Here is a 14,062-nt window from a genome sequence, read left to right as displayed (position 1 = left end):
GCCGCGTGCGCATGCCCGTTCATGCGCACGCCGATACGCTTGTGCAAACGACACAAGCGAACGAGGCCAGCCGAGCATGATCAGTGGCGTCATCAGCCTGGACGACTATCTTGCCGCGCAACGCCTGCACCAACGGCGCCCGCTACGGCGTGCGCTGGTGCTGTCGGCGACGCTGTTGTTGGTTGGAGTGCCGCTCGTGATGGTCGGCACCAGCGATGCTGTCTGCATCGTAGGCGGCCTGCTGGGCGGCATCGGTGGCGGTGGCCTGATCGGCCTGGCCTTGCTGTACGGGTGGAAACTGCCGCGCAAGCTGCGGCGCCTGCATGCGCAACAGGCGGCGCTGCGGCATGCCATCACCTATGCCTGGGACGAGAACGGTCTTGAGGTTACCTGGTCGGGCGGGCACGCGCGCCGTCCCTGGGCCGATTTCATCCGCTATCGCGAGAATCCGCAGGTGCTGCTGCTGTATCACAACGACATGTTGTTCGACATGGTGCCCACCTCCTGGTTCGTCGATGCCGCCCAGCGCGAGGCGTTCCGGAAGCTGGCATCGCGGGTGGGAACCGGCGCTCCGCGCGCGGTATAGCGACCGTGAGGCATGCGCCTGAGGCGGACACGAACGGCGATGCCGCATGGCGGCAGATGCATGACGACCGCCGGCGGCATGGTCAGAGCGTCTGGCCAAAACGCCAAGCGCCCGCTGCGCGCTTGCCGGCACCGTGCCGGCGTGCTGCGGACGCGCTCAGGCGGCGGCGCTGGCCACGACCAGCAGGCCGCCGGCGATGGCGGCCCAGTCCAGCGGCGTACGCGAGCGCAGGCCGCGCAGCGACGGGCGTGCCGTCGGCGTCGGCCGCAAGCCGGCCTTGATCCCCATCAAGGCCAGCCCGGCCGCACTCAGCGCCCAGTGCCATTCGCTCGCGCCGCTGCGCAGGAAATAGGCCAGGTGCAATACGCACAGGCAGGCCAGCGCGGCGGCCAGGACGATGTCGCGAGAAACCAGAGCCGGACGAGCGGCCATGACGAAACGGTTCATTGCGTGTTCCCCCCAGGAACGTGATCGCCTTCCCCTGGCGCACATTGCAACTGCGACCATGATCATAGTTCGGCATTCGGGCGGCCGCCAAGCGGCAGTGCACAAATTCTTCACCTGGCCTGTGGTGCCCGGTCGCGCTGCTGTCGGAGTGCGCTGGTGGGGCTGTGGCGTGTCCGGCTCGATCATGCGGGCCGGCGTCGACAGCGACTAGCCGATGCGCCGCGCGCCGTCTGTCATCGCTCGGCCAGCAGCCATTCGCGCAGGCGGCGGCTGGCGTCGTTTTCCGCGCGCGAGCGCAGCCGAGTGAGCCAGTAGCGGCCGGCGTCGATGCGGGTCGGGAACGGCGCGAGCAGGCGCCCGGCGTCCAGGTCCTGGGCGAACAGGCGCAGCGGCAGCAAGGCCACGCCGGCGCCCGCCGCCGCGGCGCTGGCCAGGGTCAGCGACGAGTCGCAGATCGGCCCGCTGGCGACCACTTCCGGCGCGCCGGCCGCCTGCAGCCAGCGCGCCCATTCGTCCAGCCGGTAGGAGCGCAGCAGCGGCACGCCGCCCAGGTCGGCCGGCACGCGCAGCGACCGCGCCAGCACCGGCGCGCACACCGGCGCGAACGGCGCGTCCAGGATCGGCGTGGCGGACTGGCCCTGCCAGTCGCCGTCGCCGAAGCGGATCGCCAGGTCCAGGCCTTCGCCGGCCAGATCGACCCGGTTGTTGTGGGTGTGCACGCGCAGTTCGATGTCCGCATGCGCGGCGTGGAAGGCGTCCAGCCGCGGCAGCAGCCAGCCCACCGCGAAGGTGCCGACCACGCCGATGCTCAGCGTCTCGCGGTAGCGGCCGCCGGCGAAGCGCTGCAGGGTGGCGGCGATGCGGTCGAAGGCCTCGGTCAGCACCGGATGCAGGCGCTGGCCTTCGTCGGTCAGGGCCACGCCGCGCGGCAATCGCTGGAACAGGACCACGCCCAGGCGCGCTTCCAGTTGCTTGATCTGGTGGCTGAGCGCGGCCTGGGTCACGCACAGCTCGGCGGCCGCGCGGGTCAGGTTCTGGTGCCGTGCGGCGGCTTCGAAGGCGCGCAGGGCGTTCAATGGCAGCTGCGGGCGGATCATCGTGCGCCATTAGTTATTTTCATGATTGCGATTGAATAACCTCGCTGGTGGGCCGCGGTCAAGCTGCGCATGATCGGGTCTTCCGACGGAGGTGGACGATGCTGGCGAGGCGACGATTCCTGCAGGGCATGGGGCTGGCGGCGGCAGCGCTGGCGGTGGCGACGGTGGATGCGAAAGTGCCGCCGGGCAAGGCGCGGACGCTGGCGCAGCGGCTCGCCGAGATCGAGCGCCGCACGGCCGGGCGGTTGGGCGTGGCGCTGCTCGACGGTAGCGGCAGGATGTTGGGCGGGCAGCGCCTGGACGAACGCTTCCCGATGTGCAGCACCTTCAAATTTGTATTGGCGGCCGCGGTGCTGCAGCGGGTCGATCGCGGCGAACTGAGCCTGGAGCAGCGGCTGGACATCCGCGCCGCGGACATGGTGTCGCATGCGCCGGTGACCGAGCGCCATGTCGGCGGCACGCTCAGCGTGGCCGAGCTGTGCCGGGCGACGATGATCTACAGCGACAACCCGGCGGCCAATCTGCTGTTCCCGCTGGTCGGCGACCCGCCGGGGCTGACCCGCTTCCTGCGCGGGCTCGGCGATCCGGTGACCCGCAGCGACCGCCACGAGCCGGAGATGAACCAGTTCGCCGTGGGCGATCCACGCGATACCACCACGCCGGCGGCGACGGCCACGACCATGCGCACGCTGTTGCTCGGCGATGCATTGCAACCGGCCTCGCGCAAGCGCCTGACCGATTGGATGCTCGACAACCGCACCGGCGACGATTGCCTGCGCGCCGGCCTGCCGCGCGGCTGGAAGATCGGCGACAAGACCGGCAGCAACGGCACCGACACCCGCAACGACATCGCCATCGTATGGCCGCCGGGCGGGCGGGCGCCGTTGCTGCTGACCGCCTACCTCAACGGTGCCAAGGTCGACAGCGATGCGCGCGACGCGGCGCTGAAGGCGGTGGCGGTCGCGGTCCGCGAGACGCTCGCCGACTGAGTGTCGTGCCGTGCGCGTTGAGGCCGCAGGGGCCGCGCGCGCCATGCGGTCGTGTCGCTGCGTGCGCGCGCGCACCGATCCCGTTCTGCGCTGTTCTTCGCCCGCGACGCGCGCAGGCGCGGCGCATCGTGTCCTGGGATTGCCGCCGGCCTCAGGGCTGAAGCCGAAACTCGGCGGGTTTTCGCGCATCTCCTCCGTTTCCCGCCTCGCCACCCAGGAGTTCGACCATGCACAGGCTTCTCCGTTTTTCGTTTGCCGCGATCGCGCTTGTGCTCGCCCATGCACCGGCGCAGGCGGAGATCTGGCAACCAGCGCCGGGCCATGTGCAGGTGCCGATCTGGCCTGGCAAGGTTCCCAATGCGTTGCCGCACCCGAAACCGGAATCGGTCGGTCCCGGCGAAGGCCACACGTGGTGGGCCAGGGCCAACGATGTCAGCCAGCCGACGATGACGGTATATGCGCCCACGGGCCGCAACAGCGGTGCGGCGGTGGTGGTGTTTCCCGGCGGTGGCTATCAGGTCCTGGCCATGGATCTGGAAGGCACGGAGATCTGCGATTGGCTGACGTCGCGGGGCATCACCTGCGTGTTGCTGAAGTACCGCGTCCCCAATTCGGGGCCGACCTGGGTCAACGGTGGCCGCTACTATCCGAAGGTGCAGACCGCGCTGCAGGACGCGCAGCGCACGCTGGGACTGGTGCGCCTGCATGCGGCGGAGTGGGGGATCGATCCGCACAAGGTCGGGGTAATGGGGTTTTCCGCGGGCGGGCATCTGGTGGCCGCGACCAGCACGCATTTCGCCAGGCGCACGTATCCGGCAGCGGATGCCGCCGACGCGCAGAGTTGCCGCCCGGACTTCGCCATCGCCGTCTATCCGGGCCACCTGTGGGCGCACGAGGACGAGGACGACGCCACGCGCGATCCGACCCGCCTGGATCTGCGCCCTGACATCACCGTCAGCGCGGATACGCCGCCGACCTTCCTGCTGCAGGCCGAGAACGATGAGGTGGATGGAGTGTCGCAGTCGCTGGCTTACTACGTCGCGCTGAAAGAGGCCGGCGTGCCGACGGAAATGCACCTGTACGCGCAAGGTGGCCATGCCTTCGGCCTGCGTGCGGACAAGCTGCCGGTCGCGCAGTGGCCGCACCTGGTGGAAACCTGGTTGGGGAGCATTGGGGTGCTGGATGCGGCCGGCGCGCGCTGAGCGTTTCCGCGCTTGCCGGCGTGCGGCCGCTGCGCGGGTCCGCGTGCGGTCATCGCGCTAAAAAAACCTGGCGCTCAGCCGATCGGGCCGAGCGCGCCGATCACGACCGGGTCCTCCTGATAAAACCGCGCCGGCCCGCCCATCGCCGGATCGCTGACGCCGGGTTTGCCGGTTTCCACGCGCCCGGCCAGGCGCTGGCGCGCGCCGTCCTGGACCACCCACAGGTCGTACCAGCCGCCACTGGCCGCCGCGCTCCAACTGCGCCGTTGTTCGGTGCCGGGCGCCAGCAGCACGCTGTCGCGGGGTTGCGCCTGCGCATAGGCGCCGGGCTGCAGTTCCACGCGCAGCTCGCTGCTGCCGGGATTGCGCAGCAGCAGGCATAGCGCCCGCGGATCGTGCGCGTCCTGGGCGATCTCGGCGTGCAGCGGCGCGGCGTCGAGGTCGCCGCGGTAATGGCGGTGGAAGCCGTTGGGGCCGAGCAGCCACAGGTCGTAGCGGCCGTCGTAGGTGGTCCAGGTGGCGTCCAGCGTGGCGCCTGCGCCGAGCGTGTAGCGCCGCGGAATCGCGGCCAGGTCGTAGCGGTCGTAGACCTGCAGCACCGCGGCTGCGCCGGCATTGCCCATCCGCAGCAGCACTTCGCCGCGTGCGCTCACGTGTTGCAACTGTACCGTCGGGCGATACGGCAACGCGCGCGAGCGGCGCACGCCGAACGGCTGCTGCGGCGCCTGCACGGTGTCCGGCAGCGGCGGCAGCGCATGTTCGTGCAAGGCGGCCGCGCGCGCGGCGGCGGCGCTGACGTCGGGCAGCGTGGCGAAGAACGGGCGCGTATCGGCCTGGCGGAAGTCGAAGGCATCGACCAGGTCGCCGCAGACCGCGCGGCGCCACGGCGTCAGCCCGCTGGCGGCGACGCCGAAGCGGCGTTCCAGCAGGCGCAGCACCGAGGTGTGGTCGTAGACCTGCGAATCGATCCAGCCGCCGCGGCTCCACGGCGAGATCACGTACATCGGCACCCGCGGGCCCAGCCCGTAGGGCCGGCCGCGCAGTTCGGGCAGGTCGGCCTTTTCGTCGCCCGGCGCCGGCTGCAGGTGGTATTCGCCGTCGGTGCTCACCGTGGACGCGCCGGCCCAGCCGCCGGCCGCCGCCGGATCGGGCGAGGGCGGCGCCGGCGGCGGCACGTGGTCGAAGAAGCCGTCGTTCTCGTCGAACATCAGCAGCAGCGCGGTGCGCGACCACACCTGCGGATCGGCGGTCAGCGCATCCAGCACGCGCGCGGTGTAGGCCGCGCCCTGCGCGGGGCTGGACGGATCGGGATGCTCGCTGCCGGCGGCGTCGGCGATGATGAAACTCACCGCCGGCAGCCGCGCGCCGAGCACGTCCTCGCGCAGCTGCGCCAGCGTGCGCGTGCCGACCCCGCGTTCGCGCAGCTGCGGATCGTGCCCGGGTGCGCCGCGCCAGGCGGCACGGAACGGGGCGAAGCCGGCCAGCGGGTTGTCGGTGAAGTTGTCGGCCATGTCCTGGTAGATCTGCCAGGACACGCCGGCCTGCTGCAACGCTTCCACGTAGCTGGGCCAGCGGTAGTCGTCGGCATGTCCGCCCAGTTCGGGGAAGTTGTCGTGCGAGTTGGCGATCACCGGCCCGCCGGCGCGCGCCTGCGGATCGTTCTGCCCGGTCCACAGGAACACGCGGTTGGGATTGGTGCCGGCCTGGATCGCGCAGTGGTAGGCGTCGCACAGGGTGAAGGCCTCGGCCAGCGCGAACTGGAACGGCAGGTCGTCGCGTTCGTAGTGGGCCAATGCGTGGTCGTGCTTGGCCGCGGCCCAGCGGCCCATGCGGCCGTGGTCCCAGGCCTGCTGCGCATTGGGCCAGGTGTGCGGGGTGCCCTGCACGCGCATGCCGCGGAAGTCGCGCGCGGTATGCAGCGGGAACGGCGTCAGCAGCCGGCTGCCGTCTTCGCTGGGTTGCAGCCAGACGGTGCGCGGGGCGATGCCGGGCAATGGCGGCGCCGGGATCGGGAAGCGGTCGCCGAAGCCGCGCGCGCCGGCGAAGCTGCCGAAGTAATGGTCGAAGGCGCGGTTCTCCTGCATCAGGATCACCACGTGCTGCAGGTCCTGCAGGGTGCCGCTGCGCACGTCCGGGGCGATCGCGGCGGCGCGGGCGATGCTGGGCGGCAACAGCGCGGCGGCGGCGCCGGCGACGCCGGCCTGGAGCAGGCGGCGGCGGGGAAGATCGGTCATGGCGCGGGCACCGGCAGGACGGGACGAAAAGGGCTCGCCGGCGGCGCCAGGCCGCCGGCGAGGACGCAGCATGCGGGCTGCGCGATTACAGATCCAGCGTCAGGGTCAGGCCGACCGTGCGCGGTGCGGCGATGAACGCGCTGTCGCTGCCGTCCACGCCTTCCAGGTAGCGCTTGTCGGTGAGGTTGCTGACGTTGAGGTCAAGCTTCACGCCCTGCAGCTGCGCCGACAGCTGCGACAGGCTCAGGCCCAGGTGCGCGCCGAAGGTGGTGACGCCGTCCAGGCTGTTGCTGTTGGACGCATCCAGGTAGCGCTTGCCGAGGTAGCGCCCGGAGATGCCGAACGACCACGCCTGGCCCTGCCAGTCGGCCGAGGCCACCAGGGTGTTGCGCGGCTGCCCGATCACCTGCGAGCCGGGGGTGATCTCCAGTGCGGTGTCGCGTGCGGCGTCGCCGCTGCCCAGGTAGGTCGCCTTGTTGAAGGTGTAGGCGCCGTTGACCCGCCAGCCGTTGTCCCAGCCATAGCCCAGCGCCGCTTCCACGCCGCGCGCATGCACGCCGCCGAAGTTCTCGTAGACGCCGTCGGTTTCGCCGAGATAATCGATGCCGCTGACGAAGTTGGCCGGCACGTAGACGATGCGGTTGTCGAAGCGGATGTCGTACACGGTGACGCTGCCGGTCAGCGGCCAGCGGCTCATGCGCAGGCCCAGCTCGATGTTGTCGGCGGTCTCCGGCTTGACCCGGCTCAGCGCCACCGGGTCGGTTTCGCCGAGCACGCCGGACGGAATCGCGGCGAAGTTCTGCGAATAGCCGGCGAAGGCTTCCAGGCCCTTCACCGGCGTGGTCCAGGTCAGGCCGGCGGAGAACAGCGGATCGGAATGCGAGTCCGACTCGACGTGTTCGCTGTCGCCGATGCGGCGGTCGCGGGTCTGGTCGACGAAGAACTGCTTGACGCCCACGCGCCAGGCGAAATTGCCGTAGCGCATCACGTCTTCCACGTAGTACATGCGCTCGTCGGTGTCGTAGTCGTCCTTGAACTGCACCCAGTACGGCACGTGGTCGAAGGCGATGTTGGTGCCGACGTCGAGCAGGCGGTGCCAGTCGCGGGTGACGCTGCGCTGGTATTTTTCCAGCCACACGCCGGCGCGCACGGTGTTGTCGATCGCGCCCAGGTCGGCGCGCCATTCGGCATCGGCGGTGAAGCCGGCGCGGTCGTTGTCGTAGTGGCTGTGGCGGTAGGACTGCACCGCCTGCGAGCCGGCCGGGTAGCAGGCCGGATCGGACTCGCCCGGCACCGTCGCGCTGCCGCTGCAGCCGGCCAGCATCGTCGCCGCCGCGCCGGTGGGGGTGACGAAGTAGATCTTGCCCAGATCGCTGCCGCCGTACACGGTGTGTCCGCCGGTGTATTCGGATTCGGGCTTGCCGCTGCCGTCGTCGGTCACGTCCACCAGGTACGGCGGGATCCAGTCGCCACGGCCTTCCATGCGATGCGCGTAGCCGGCGAGCGTGGCCTTGAAGCCGTTGCCGCCGTCGAACGCGCCGCGCAGGTAGCCGAAGGTGTTCTTGCGCAGCGCGCGCGAGCCGGAACGGTAGTTCTGGTCCAGATAGGGAATGCCGGTGAGGGTGCCGGTCAGCAGGTCGTGCTCGGGATCGCGCGCGAACTGCTCGGGGGTGACGCTGCTGTACTCGGATTCGTCGGCATCGTCGTAGGACAGGTAGCCGCTGAGCTTCCACGCGCCCAGGTCGCTGTCGAACTTGCCGGCGAGATGATCGCGGGTGGTGTGGCCGCTGCCGTCGATCCAGTCGGTGTTGCTGCTGTGCGAGGCGCTGATCCAGGCCTTGCTGGTGCCGATCAGGCCGGTGTCGTAGCGCGCGTAGTACTTGCGCGCCTCGTTGTCGCCGATGCCCACGGCCATACGCACGCGCTGCGCGTCGAGCGGTTCGCTGGTCAGGTAGTTGAGCGTGCCGCCCAGCGCTTCGTTGGAGCGCGAGGCGATGTCGGCGGTGCCCTGGCTGACTTCGACCGTCTCCAGGTCGAGCGTGTCGATGAAGCGGTTGGCCTTGGAGCCGCCGCCGTAGGCCGAGCCGCCGTTGGGCAGGCCGTCGATGGTGGTGCCGATCTGCTGCGTATCGCGGTTGCTGACGAAGCCGCGCATGCTGATCTGCGTGCCCCAGTCGGAGGAGCCGAACGCATCGGCCTCGGTCACGATCACCCCGGGCAGTTCGTTGAGCACGTCGTTGACGCTGCCCATCGCGAACTGGCGGTCCAGCATCTCCTTGCTGACGCTGGTCTTGGCGTAGGTGGTGGCCTGGCCGACGACCTGTACCTGGTCCAGGGTGGAGACCTGCGCGTCGGCATCGGCGGCAGGAGCGCCGGCGTCGCTGGCCGCCTGGGCGTGGGCGACCATCGCCGACAGCAGCAGGGCGAGTGTCGTGCGCCGCGGCGTACGGAAACTTTTCGGAAAATTCATCAAGGGTGAATGCTTGTGTGGGGGCTGCGATGGTGTCGACACATGGTTGCGTGTGTGTGACTGCCTGTTTGCGTTACGTGCCGCCGTGCGCGCGCATCCGCGACACGGCATGCGCAGGGTGCGTGCCAGCGGCGAGGCAGGCCGACACGTCTCGCCACGGCCGCGCTGGAGCCGGTGCCTCGCGTGTCAGGCCGCCCGCCTGCATCCGGATAGGGAACAGGCAACCGCTGCAGGCGCCGGTGCGGCGTGACGACACCCGTGCACGCCACGCGGCATCATTGGCGCCGCCGCCGTCGCCGCCGGTGGCCCCCCACGATGGACACGCTGCCCGATGAGCCACGAACTGATCTACCTGCTGCTGATCTTCGCCCTGCTGGTGATCCCGCGCGCGCTGCAGCGCTTCAAGCTGCCGGCGCCGCTGACCTGCCTGCTGTTCGGCATCGTCGCGATGCTGGCGATGGGCGAGCGGGCGCACGATGCGGTGATCGCGCTGCTGGCCACGCTCGGCATCTCCTCGCTGTTCCTGTTCGCCGGCCTGGAGGTGGACCTGAAGGCGCTGCGCCGAGGGTTGTGGCCGCTGCTGCTGCACCTGCTGGTGCGCGGCGGCACCTTGTTCGGAGTCGGCTGGCTGGCCTGGCGCTACGCCGCGCTGCCGTGGCAGGCGGCCGGGTTGCTGGCACTGGCGCTGCTGACCCCGTCCACCGGCTTCATCATCGATTCGCTGGGCCGGCTCGGGCTCAGCGAGGAAGAGCGCTTCTGGGTCACCAGCAAGGCCATCGCCGGCGAATTGCTGGCGCTGGCGGCGTTGTTCGTGATCCTGCAGGCCGGCGATCCCTGGCGGATGGGCCTGTCCAGCCTGGCGTTGCTGGCGATGCTGGTCGGCCTGCCGCTGCTGTTCGTGGCGCTGGGACGCTGGGTGGCGCCGCAGGCGCCCGGGTCGGAGTTCTCGCTGCTGGTGATGGTCGGGCTGATCGCCGCCTACATCACCTATTCGCTGGGCGTGTATTACCTGGTCGGCGCGTTCATCGCCGGGCTGGTCGCGCGCCTGCTGCGCCAGCGCATGCCGCTGCTGGCCTCCGACGAGAACCTGCACGCGGTGCGGCTGTTCGCTTCGTTCTTCGTGCCGTTCTACTTCTTCAACGCCGGCACCAAGGTGCCGAGCGGGGCGCTGAGCCTGCAGGCGCTGGGGCTGGGCCTGGCGCTGACCGTGTGCGTGCTGCCGCTGCGCATCGGCATCGTCTGGCTGCAGCGGCGGCTGCTGTTCGGCGAGGATGCGCGCAGCAGCCTGCGGGTGTCGCTGGCGCTGGCGCCGACCCTGATCTTCACCCTGGTGCTGGCCGCGATCCTGCGCGAGCGCTTCGCCATCGCCGATGCGCTGTTCGGTGCGCTGTTGCTGTACGCGGCGCTGAGCACGTTGCTGCCGTCGCTGCTGTTCCGCATGCCGTTCGACGTGGACCCGATCGAGGCCGCGCCGTTGCCGGCGGCACCGGCCCAGGGCCTGCTCGAGGCGCCTGCTGCGCAAGATCCGGCACCGCTGCCGGTCGACCCGCCGCGGCCGGCGCTGCCACAGGCGGCCGTTTGAGCGGCCCGCGGTTCCCGGACCTGTGCAGCGACGCTGCGGCCCGCTGGGAAATCCAGGTCAGGGCGCCACGCGCCGGTATCGCTTGAAAGCCGGCGCCCGGGCCCCATACTGGCTGCCTCTGTTCCTTTCGCGTTTTTGCCGCCATGCCGATCTATGCCTTCCAATGTGCCGAGTGCGGTCACAGCTTCGACCGCCTGCAGAAACTGTCCGATCCCGATCCGGACGCCTGTCCGTCGTGCGGCGCGCCCGCGGTCAAGCGCCAGCTGACCGCACCGTCGTTCCGCCTGTCCGGTAGCGGCTGGTACGAGACCGACTTCAAGAAGGATGGCGACAAGAAGCGCAACCTGGCCGAGTCCGGCAGCGGCAGCGGCAGTACCGGCGAGGCCAAGCCGGCCGCCGCGTCCACCGACAGCGCGGCCAAACCTGCCGCAACCCCCGCGGCCACGCCGGCGCCTGCCGCCAAGCCCGCCGCGACCTGAGCGCGGCGTCCCGGAGCGGGGCGGGGCGTCTCGAAAATGCGAACGGCCCGGAGTCGCCTCCGGGCCGTTCGCGTTCCTGCCTGGAAGGCTTCAGCGGGCGCCGAAGCGTGCCCGGCAGCCTTCCTTGACCCACACCGCATTGCCCTCGTAGCCCCAGTTGCGGCCTTCGACGCAGGTGGTGCCGGACAGCTGCTGGATCACCGCCGGGCGGCCCTGGCGGCGGTCCCAGGCGCAGCTGCGCAGGCGCTTGTCGTCGCTGCTGCAGGTCACCGAGTAATCGCCGCCGGACGGCGGGCGGCCCGGACCCCAGCCGCCACCGCCGCCGCCCCGGCCTTCGGCGAACTCGCCGCGGCAGCCATCGTCCACCCACACCGCGCCGTCGCGTTGACCCCAGCTGCGGCCCTCGATGCAGCGGGTGTCGGACAGCTGCCGGACCAGCACCGCATTGCGCCAGCCGGTGGTGCAGACGCGCTGGCGCTGGTCCTGGCTCTCGCAGCGGATGGTGCCGCCCGGGCCGGGACCTGGGCCGGGACCCGGCCCGGGGCCGCCGCCGTCGCCCCAGCCACCGCGACCTTCGGCGAAGCGGCCGCGGCAGCCGCGGTCCACCCACACCACGCCAGGGCCCGACCCCCAGGTCTGGCCCTCGATGCACGGCGAATCCGACAGCGCGCCGACCAGCCGCGCGCGGCCGCGGAACGGCGTCGCGCACTGGCGGCGCTTGCGGTCGTTGCTGGAGCAGGCAATGGTCTGGGCATTGAAGCCAGGCTGCGGCCGCCACTGGCCGCTGCTGCCGCGCAGCGAGGTGGAGATGTCCTGCTGGATGCGGCCGAAGCCCCAGCCGCGGTCGATCTGGTCCAGGTAGAACTCCAGCTGGTCGTCGGGGATCTGCCGGCCGCGGCTCTGGTCGGCGTATTCGCGCTCGATCACCCGTACCCGGCTCGGCACCGACAGCTGCCGCAGGTCCTCCGGCGCATAGGCGCGCGCGCTTTGCGCGGCCACCGGCCCGCTGGCCAGGGCCAGACCGACCACCAACAACCAACCGCTCAGCTGCTTCAACATGGGTCCCCTCCGACGCCCGTGACTGTGGGCGGACTATAGCCTCACGGAAACTTAAGGCCAGGTGAGTTGCGGCGGGATTTGCCCGGGCCGGCGCCGCGCCGCAGAATATCCGGCTTGCCGGCGCGTTCTGCGCCGGCGGCCCCACCTTGGAGTTTGCGATGCGTACCCACTTCTGCGGCCTGGTCGACGAGACCCTCATCGGCCAAACCGTCACCCTGGCCGGCTGGACCGATGTCGCCCGCAATCTCGGCGGGGTCTGCTTCATCGATCTGCGCGACCACGAGGGCATCGTCCAGGTGACGGTGGAGCCGGAGAACGCGGAGGTGTTCGCGGTCGCCGCCTCGCTGGGCTACGAGGACGTGCTGCAGGTGGAAGGCGCGGTGCGCGCGCGGCATGCGGTCAACGACAAGCTGCGCAGCGGCAAGGTCGAGGTGATCGCCACCCGCATCACCATCCTCAACAAGGCCGCGCCGCTGCCGTTCCATGCGCACGAGAACCCGGGCGAGGAAACCCGCCTGAAGTACCGCTACCTGGATCTGCGCCGCCCGGAGATGCAGCGCATGCAGCGCACCCGCATCAAGCTGGTGCAGGGGCTGCGCCGTTACCTGGACGAGCGCGGCTTCCAGGACATCGAAACCCCGATCCTGACCAAGGCCACCCCGGAAGGCGCGCGCGACTTCCTGGTGCCGGCGCGCATGCATCCGGGCGAGTTCTACGCGCTGCCGCAGTCGCCGCAGCTGTTCAAGCAGATCCTGATGGTGGCCGGCTTCGACCGCTACTACCAGATCGCGCGCTGCTTCCGCGACGAGGCGCTGCGCGCCGACCGCCAGCTCGAGTTCACCCAGCTGGACATGGAGTTCGCGTTCGTGCGCGAGCGCGACGTGCAGGATGCGGTGGAGCAGATGATCCGCCACATCTTCAAGGAAGTGGTGGACGTGGAACTGGCCGCCGAATTCCCGCGCATGACCTGGGCCGAGGCGATGCGCCGTTTCGGCTCGGACAAGCCGGACCTGCGCATCGGCCTGGAACTGGTCGACGTGGCCGAACTGGTCAAGTCCAGCGAATTCCCGGTGTTCACCGCGGCCGCCGCCGATGCCGACGGTCGCGTCGCCGCGCTGCGCATACCCGGCGGCGCCACGCTGTCGCGCAAGCAGATCGACGACTACGCCGCGCATGCCGCCAAGTACGGCGCCAAGGGCCTGGCCTACATCAAGTTGTCGGAGACCGGCGAAATCAGCTCGCCGATCGCCAAGTTCTTCTCCGAAGAGGCCTTCGCCGCATTGGTCAAGCACGTCGGCGCCGGCAACGGCGACATCGTGTTCTTCGGCGCCGGCGGCTACAACAAGGTCTCCGACTTCATGGGCGCGCTGCGGCTGAAGGCAGGCAAGGACTTCCGCCTGGTCGCCGAGGGCTGGGCGCCGCTGTGGGTCACCGACTTCCCGATGTTCGAATGGGACGAGGAAGCGCAGCGCTACGTCGCCCTGCATCACCCCTTCACCGCGCCGGCGGTGGACGACATCGCCGACCTGCGCACGCATGCCAGGACCGCGGTGTCGCGCGGCTACGACATGGTGCTCAACGGCAACGAAATCGGCGGCGGCTCGATCCGCATCCATCGCCCGGAGATGCAGAGCGCGGTGTTCGAACTGCTCGGCATCGGCGCCGAGGAAGCGCGCGCCAAGTTCGGTTTCCTGCTCGACGCGCTGAACTACGGCGCGCCGCCGCACGGCGGCATCGCCTTCGGCATCGACCGCATCGCCGCGCTGATGGCCGGCACCGAGTCGATCCGCGACGTGATCCCGTTTCCCAAGACCACCGGCGCGCAGGACCTGATGACCGACGCGCCGTCGCCGATCGCCGACGCGCAGCTGGCCGAAGTGCACGTGCAGGTGCGCGCCAAGCCGGTGCAGGGCTGAG

At 70.4% G+C, this 14,062-nt stretch carries 10 protein-coding genes and 1 pseudogene; 6 read left to right on the top strand and 5 right to left on the bottom strand.

What is annotated here, in order from left to right:
- Positions 1-76: 76 nt before the first annotated feature.
- Entirely contained in the window at positions 77-586 is a 510-nt protein-coding gene (locus JR064_RS16760) for a YcxB family protein (RefSeq protein ID WP_206230496.1), read from the top strand.
- Between the two features lie 156 nt (positions 587-742).
- Here JR064_RS16760 and JR064_RS16755 read toward each other — a convergent pair whose 3' ends face one another.
- Both JR064_RS16755 and ampR read right to left on the bottom strand, forming a co-directional pair.
- The gene (locus tag JR064_RS16755; protein WP_179566562.1) at positions 743-1,033 is read right to left on the bottom strand and encodes a hypothetical protein; all 291 of its coding nucleotides are present in this window, start codon (positions 1,031-1,033) and stop codon (positions 743-745) included.
- Positions 1,034-1,266: 233 nt separating this feature from the next.
- On the bottom strand, positions 1,267-2,130 hold the full coding sequence (gene ampR / locus JR064_RS16750) for a LysR family transcriptional regulator AmpR (RefSeq protein WP_191824346.1): 864 nt from the start codon (positions 2,128-2,130) through the stop codon (positions 1,267-1,269).
- Positions 2,131-2,342: 212 nt separating this feature from the next.
- Between ampR and bla the strand changes: the two are divergent.
- Both bla and JR064_RS16740 read left to right on the top strand, forming a co-directional pair.
- Positions 2,343-3,119 (top strand): annotated as a pseudogene (gene bla / locus JR064_RS16745) (class A beta-lactamase); the annotation flags it as partial.
- Positions 3,120-3,346: 227 nt separating this feature from the next.
- Positions 3,347-4,321 carry an alpha/beta hydrolase gene (locus tag JR064_RS16740; protein ID WP_206230494.1) on the top strand — a complete coding sequence of 325 codons (975 nt, stop codon included), beginning with the start codon at positions 3,347-3,349 and terminating at the stop codon, positions 4,319-4,321.
- Positions 4,322-4,395: 74 nt separating this feature from the next.
- On the opposite strand, the gene JR064_RS16735 is transcribed toward JR064_RS16740, so the two are convergent.
- Both JR064_RS16735 and JR064_RS16730 read right to left on the bottom strand, forming a co-directional pair.
- On the bottom strand, positions 4,396-6,555 hold the full coding sequence (locus JR064_RS16735) for a phosphocholine-specific phospholipase C (protein ID WP_206230493.1): 2,160 nt from the start codon (positions 6,553-6,555) through the stop codon (positions 4,396-4,398).
- A gap of 85 nt (positions 6,556-6,640) precedes the next feature.
- A complete protein-coding gene (locus tag JR064_RS16730; RefSeq protein ID WP_206230492.1) occupies positions 6,641-9,025 on the bottom strand; it encodes a TonB-dependent receptor domain-containing protein in 2,385 nt (794 codons plus the stop codon).
- Positions 9,026-9,356: 331 nt separating this feature from the next.
- On the opposite strand from JR064_RS16730, the gene JR064_RS16725 reads away from it, so the two are divergent.
- Together JR064_RS16725 and JR064_RS16720 are read left to right on the top strand one after the other, a co-directional pair.
- On the top strand, positions 9,357-10,607 hold the full coding sequence (locus JR064_RS16725) for a cation:proton antiporter (protein ID WP_206230491.1): 1,251 nt from the start codon (positions 9,357-9,359) through the stop codon (positions 10,605-10,607).
- Positions 10,608-10,750: 143 nt separating this feature from the next.
- A complete protein-coding gene (locus JR064_RS16720; RefSeq protein WP_206230490.1) occupies positions 10,751-11,086 on the top strand; it encodes an FmdB family zinc ribbon protein in 336 nt (111 codons plus the stop codon).
- 90 nt (positions 11,087-11,176) lie between these two features.
- Here the strand turns inward: JR064_RS16720 and JR064_RS16715 are convergent, their stop codons facing one another.
- Complete coding sequence (locus JR064_RS16715) at positions 11,177-12,145, bottom strand: DUF3011 domain-containing protein (RefSeq protein ID WP_206230489.1); 969 nt, start codon at positions 12,143-12,145, stop codon at positions 11,177-11,179.
- 158 nt (positions 12,146-12,303) lie between these two features.
- Here JR064_RS16715 and aspS point away from each other — a divergent pair, with 158 nt between their 5' ends.
- Entirely contained in the window at positions 12,304-14,061 is a 1,758-nt protein-coding gene (gene aspS, locus JR064_RS16710; RefSeq protein WP_206230488.1) for an aspartate--tRNA ligase, read from the top strand.
- The last annotated feature ends 1 nt before the right edge of the window (position 14,062 follow it).

It is taken from the genome of Xanthomonas bonasiae (genome assembly GCF_017163705.1).
In the GTDB taxonomy this organism is placed as follows: Bacteria; Pseudomonadota; Gammaproteobacteria; order Xanthomonadales; family Xanthomonadaceae; genus Xanthomonas_A; species Xanthomonas_A bonasiae.
This window is presented reverse-complemented; position numbering and strand designations above follow the sequence as displayed.

Excerpts from the sequence above, each read along its gene's own strand:
- JR064_RS16760 (WP_206230496.1), top strand. The coding sequence starts at position 77 with ATGATCAGTGGCGTCATCAGCCTGGACGACTATCTTGCCGCGCAACGC.
- JR064_RS16755 (WP_179566562.1), bottom strand. The coding sequence starts at position 1,033 with ATGAACCGTTTCGTCATGGCCGCTCGTCCGGCTCTGGTTTCTCGCGAC.
- ampR (WP_191824346.1), bottom strand. The coding sequence starts at position 2,130 with ATGATCCGCCCGCAGCTGCCATTGAACGCCCTGCGCGCCTTCGAAGCC.
- JR064_RS16740 (WP_206230494.1), top strand. The coding sequence starts at position 3,347 with ATGCACAGGCTTCTCCGTTTTTCGTTTGCCGCGATCGCGCTTGTGCTC.
- JR064_RS16735 (WP_206230493.1), bottom strand. The coding sequence starts at position 6,555 with ATGACCGATCTTCCCCGCCGCCGCCTGCTCCAGGCCGGCGTCGCCGGC.
- JR064_RS16730 (WP_206230492.1), bottom strand. The coding sequence starts at position 9,025 with ATGAATTTTCCGAAAAGTTTCCGTACGCCGCGGCGCACGACACTCGCC.
- JR064_RS16725 (WP_206230491.1), top strand. The coding sequence starts at position 9,357 with ATGAGCCACGAACTGATCTACCTGCTGCTGATCTTCGCCCTGCTGGTG.
- JR064_RS16720 (WP_206230490.1), top strand. The coding sequence starts at position 10,751 with ATGCCGATCTATGCCTTCCAATGTGCCGAGTGCGGTCACAGCTTCGAC.
- JR064_RS16715 (WP_206230489.1), bottom strand. The coding sequence starts at position 12,145 with ATGTTGAAGCAGCTGAGCGGTTGGTTGTTGGTGGTCGGTCTGGCCCTG.
- aspS (WP_206230488.1), top strand. The coding sequence starts at position 12,304 with ATGCGTACCCACTTCTGCGGCCTGGTCGACGAGACCCTCATCGGCCAA.